Annotated in this window: 4 protein-coding genes; all 4 read left to right on the plus strand. The window is 70.5% G+C overall.

Translation table 11 applies throughout. The features are described 5' to 3' along the window. Positions 1-467: 467 nt before the first annotated feature. The 4 genes from C1J00_RS39765 to C1J00_RS39780 all read left to right on the plus strand — a co-directional run bounded on the left by C1J00_RS39765 (position 468) and on the right by C1J00_RS39780 (position 3,770). The gene (locus tag C1J00_RS39765; protein WP_102913728.1) at positions 468-1,139 is read left to right on the plus strand and encodes a DUF6230 family protein; all 672 of its coding nucleotides are present in this window, start codon (positions 468-470) and stop codon (positions 1,137-1,139) included. After that, positions 1,139-1,585 carry a DUF6114 domain-containing protein gene (locus tag C1J00_RS39770; protein WP_180989868.1) on the plus strand — a complete coding sequence of 149 codons (447 nt, stop codon included), beginning with the start codon at positions 1,139-1,141 and terminating at the stop codon, positions 1,583-1,585. Before C1J00_RS39765 ends, C1J00_RS39770 begins: the two co-directional genes overlap by 1 nt. Positions 1,586-1,747: 162 nt before the next feature. Continuing rightward, a complete protein-coding gene (locus tag C1J00_RS39775; RefSeq protein WP_102913730.1) occupies positions 1,748-2,563 on the plus strand; it encodes an SAM-dependent methyltransferase in 816 nt (271 codons plus the stop codon). A 202-nt stretch (positions 2,564-2,765) separates the two neighbouring features. After that, complete coding sequence (locus C1J00_RS39780; protein WP_102913731.1) at positions 2,766-3,770, plus strand: substrate-binding domain-containing protein; 1,005 nt, start codon at positions 2,766-2,768, stop codon at positions 3,768-3,770. Positions 3,771-3,903 lie beyond the last annotated feature (133 nt).

The raw sequence follows: 3,903 nt of genomic DNA on the forward strand, positions 1-3,903 counted from the left end.
GCTGGTGACACGGCTCCGGAAGGAAGCGGCCGTGCCGTGGCGGGGGGACTCGGGCGAGGGAAAGCCCGTGCGGACGCACCGGGCGACGAGATGCCCTGACGGGACGAGCGGGTCCGGGACACACGGACGTGCCGCGTGGCGGATCCGGCGCCACGGATCCGGTGAGTCGAGGAGAGTTGTAGACCCGCCTCTCCGTCAACGTCAAGGCTTTGCAAGGGAGTTGTGCGTACGGTGAGCATTTCGGGAAACCGGCGACTCACCCCTGACGCACAATCACCACTCTTTGTTCACACTTCCCTTGACCCTTCATGTAACCCCCGGTAACTTCCTCGACGGCTACTGCGACGTAACGAGAAAGCCCTTGCAACCGCCGGGAGTTGCGGGAGACGTGCGTACGCGGTCGGTGTCCGCGCCAGGGCAACCTGCCACCGAAGTCCGATCCGCACCGACATGCACCTGGAGCAGACATGACCTCCTCCGCCGAGCACACCCCCGAAAGACCGGACGGCGCCGCCGCCCCGGACGTCGGTGACGCCCCCGCACGACGCGGGCGGGTCCGGGCGCGCCGGGCCGCGGTGATGGCGGTGCCGGCCACCCTGGTCGCCGCGGGCCTGGCGGTCCTCACCGCCGAAGGGGCCCTGGGCGTGCAGTTCGCCATCTCCGGCATGCCCTTCACGGTCACCGCGACCGAACTGGACGGCACCGGCTTCGCACAGTTCGGCGGCCTGGACGAGATGGCCGAGGGCAGCCCCAACGCGGGTGAGACCGGCGGCCAGGTGCTGGTCGTCACGTCCGTGATCAAGAACGCGACGCTCACCAAGCTCTGCCAGAGCGTGGACCTGGGCGGCACCAATCTGGTCATCAGGGCGGGTGAAGGCTCGCAGAAGGTGCGCGCCAGCGATCTGACGACCGACTCGACCGAGCTGACCGGCGACGCCGCCTTCACCAACATCGAGATCGGCAACGACGCCAGCACCCTGAACAAGGCCGGCCCGAAGGGCCGTGGGCCGATCGGCGTGTTCAGCCAGCAGTCCGACACCGTGCACATCGCCAACCTGCGGCAGACCAACTACGCCACCACAGCCGGTGTGTTCAAGCTGCCTGGCCTGAAGCTGGGCTTCAGCGGATCGGGTTGCTGATGCCGCGCGGCCCGCGCGAGGGAGTCCGGCCCGCTTTCAGGCAGTGGCGGGCCGGCCGCCCGTTCTGGGGCGGGCTGCTGCTCGCCCTGGGCGGGGCGGAGGTCCTGCTCACCCTGAAGGCGTCGCTGGACGTCATCCTGCACGTCGGCATGCAGGGTCTGGCCGGCTACCTGCTCCCGGTCGTGATGCTGCTGTGCGGCGTGCTGATCCTCTTCAACCCCACCCAGCGCCTGTTCTACTCGGTCATCGGCGTCCTGGTCTCCCTGGGCACCTGGATGACCTCCAACCTGGGCGGCTTCTTCGTCGGCCTGCTCCTGGGCGTGACCGGCAGCTGCCTCGCCTTCGGCTGGCTCCCGGACCAGGAACCCCGTGTCAGCCGCAGACGGCGCCGGAAGCAGGCCCGGGCGGCCGAGAACCTGCCCCCGACGCCGGCGCGGCAGTCCTAGCACCCTCTGCGAACGTGCCCGTCCGCGCGACGCCGCGCTCGCGACGGACCCCCAGGGCCACCGGAGCAAGCGGTTCCTTCCCTCGCGGGGCCAGGAGTGGTGGAATCAGGTGCGGCGGCCAACTGCTGCCTTCTGCAGAACAGTTGAGCACCGGGAGGCCAGATGACGGAGCACCGCGTCGACACCGGGAGCGCGCACTCCGCGCGGATCTACGACTACATCCTCGGCGGCGACGACCACTACCCGGCCGACCGGGAGGCGGGCGACGCCATGTGCCACGAGTGGCCGGCCCTGCCCGTCCACATGCGGGCCAACCGCGACTTCATGCACCGGGCGGTGCGCCATCTGGCCCGGGAGGCGGGGATCCGCCAGTTCCTCGACATCGGCACCGGCATCCCGACCTCCCCCAACCTGCACGAGATCGCCCAGGAGACGGCCCCCGGGGCGCGGGTCGTCTACGTCGACAACGACCCGCTCGTCCTCGCCCTGTCACGGGAGCTGCTGTCCGGCACGCCGGAGGGCAGGACGGCGTACGTGGAGGCGGACATGCGCGATCCGGCGGCCGTCCTCGGCGCCCAGGGGTTCCGGGAGACGCTCGACCTGTCGGAGCCGGTCGCGCTGACGGTGATCGCGATCGTGCACTTCATGCTCGACGAGCACGACGCAGTCGGTATCGTCCGCCGGCTCCTCGAACCGCTGCCGTCCGGCAGCTGCCTGGCGATGTCGGTCGGCACCGCCGACTTCGCCCCGGACGAAGTCGGCCGGGTCGCCCGGGAGTACGCGGCCCGGGGCATGCCGATGAGGCTGCGCACCCATGCGGAGGCGGCGGAGTTCTTCGAGGGTCTCGCCCTGGTGGAACCCGGCGTGGTCCAGGTCCACAAGTGGCGTCCGAACCGCACGGACGGTATGGAAAGCGGAGGTGAGAGCATCCGCGACGAGGACATCGCGATGTACGGGGCGGTGGCGCACAAGCCGTAACCGGAATCCCGCTGTTCGACGGGTCGTACAGATCATCACGATGCGGCAGCATCAACTCACGGCATGTGGCCGCTCACTTGACGACCAGTGGTCACACACGGTTGGCTCCGGGCCAGCGAGAGTCATCAGGCCGCTGCACACTCAGCGGCCGCACGCACTCTCACCCTGCTCTTGCTCGGCCGCACAGCGAGGTCCGCCCCTCATGAACCTTCCTCCCCCGCCGCACACTTCCGTGAGACGCACGCGTGCCGCCGCCCTGGCGTCCGTCCTGTGTCTGCTGGTGTCCGGCTGCTCCGTCCTCGGCGGGGCCGGCGACGAGCCGGACGCGGCGGCCGCAGCCGGCGGCGGGATGAAGGTCACCCTGGTGACACACGGCGGCAAGGGCGACGCCTTCTGGGACCTGGTGCGCAGGGGCGCCGAGGCTGCGGCCGCCAAGGACGGCATCGACCTGACCTACGCCAGCGCCGCGGACCCGGCCGCGCAGGCCGATCTGGTGCGGGACGCGGTGCGCGCCGAGGCCGACGGCATCGCGGTGACGCTGGCCAAGCCGGCGGCCATGCGCGGCCCGGTCGCCCAGGCCAAGGCGGCAGGCATACCCGTCGTCGGGCTCAACTCCGGCATCGACGCCTGGCGGCCGACCGGACTCCTGGAGTACTTCGGCCAGGACGAGTCCGTCGCGGGCCGGGCCGTGGGCGACAAGCTGAACGGCCTCAAGGCCGAGCACGCCCTGTGCGTGGTACACGAACGAGGGAACGTCGCGCTGGAGGCCCGCTGCGCGGGTGTGCGCAAGACCCTCCGGGGCGACACCGACAACCTGTACGTGGACGGCACCGATCTGGACGCGGTGACCGCCACGATCGCCTCCCGGCTGCGGCAGGACTCGAGCATCGACGAGGTCGTCACCAACGGCGCCCAGATCGCGCTGAGCGCGGTCAAGGCGGTGCGGCAGTCCGGCAGCCGGGCCGAGGTCGCCACCTTCGACCTGAACAAGGACCTGGTCAAGGCGGTCAAGGACGGCGAGGTGCAGTTCGCCGTGGACCAGCAGCCGTATCTGCAGGGCTACCTCGCGGTGGACGCCCTGTGGCTGTACCGGACCAACGGCAACGTCAGCGGTGGCGGGACGGCCCCGGTGCTGACCGGCCCCGCCTTCGTGACCAGATCGAACGTGGCCGCCGTGGCACGTTTCGCGGCCGCCGGTACCCGGTGACCGGACACATCCTGTGACGGAGTCGCCAAAGATTCGGTCAGGCCGGGCCCGCACACCCACTTGTACGGATAACATCCAGCACATCCCATGTGCCGTGCCCGGGACGGCACCACCCCCGCGCCCGTCCCCACAC

The sequence above is a fragment of the Streptomyces cahuitamycinicus genome (assembly GCF_002891435.1).
Classification (GTDB): domain Bacteria; phylum Actinomycetota; class Actinomycetes; order Streptomycetales; family Streptomycetaceae; genus Streptomyces; species Streptomyces cahuitamycinicus.

What these genes read in the sequence shown, in the direction of transcription:
- C1J00_RS39765 (WP_102913728.1), top strand. Translation starts at nt 468, where the DNA reads ATGACCTCCTCCGCCGAGCACACCCCCGAAAGACCGGACGGCGCCGCC.
- C1J00_RS39770 (WP_180989868.1), top strand. Translation starts at nt 1,139, where the DNA reads ATGCCGCGCGGCCCGCGCGAGGGAGTCCGGCCCGCTTTCAGGCAGTGG.
- C1J00_RS39775 (WP_102913730.1), top strand. Translation starts at nt 1,748, where the DNA reads ATGACGGAGCACCGCGTCGACACCGGGAGCGCGCACTCCGCGCGGATC.
- C1J00_RS39780 (WP_102913731.1), top strand. Translation starts at nt 2,766, where the DNA reads ATGAACCTTCCTCCCCCGCCGCACACTTCCGTGAGACGCACGCGTGCC.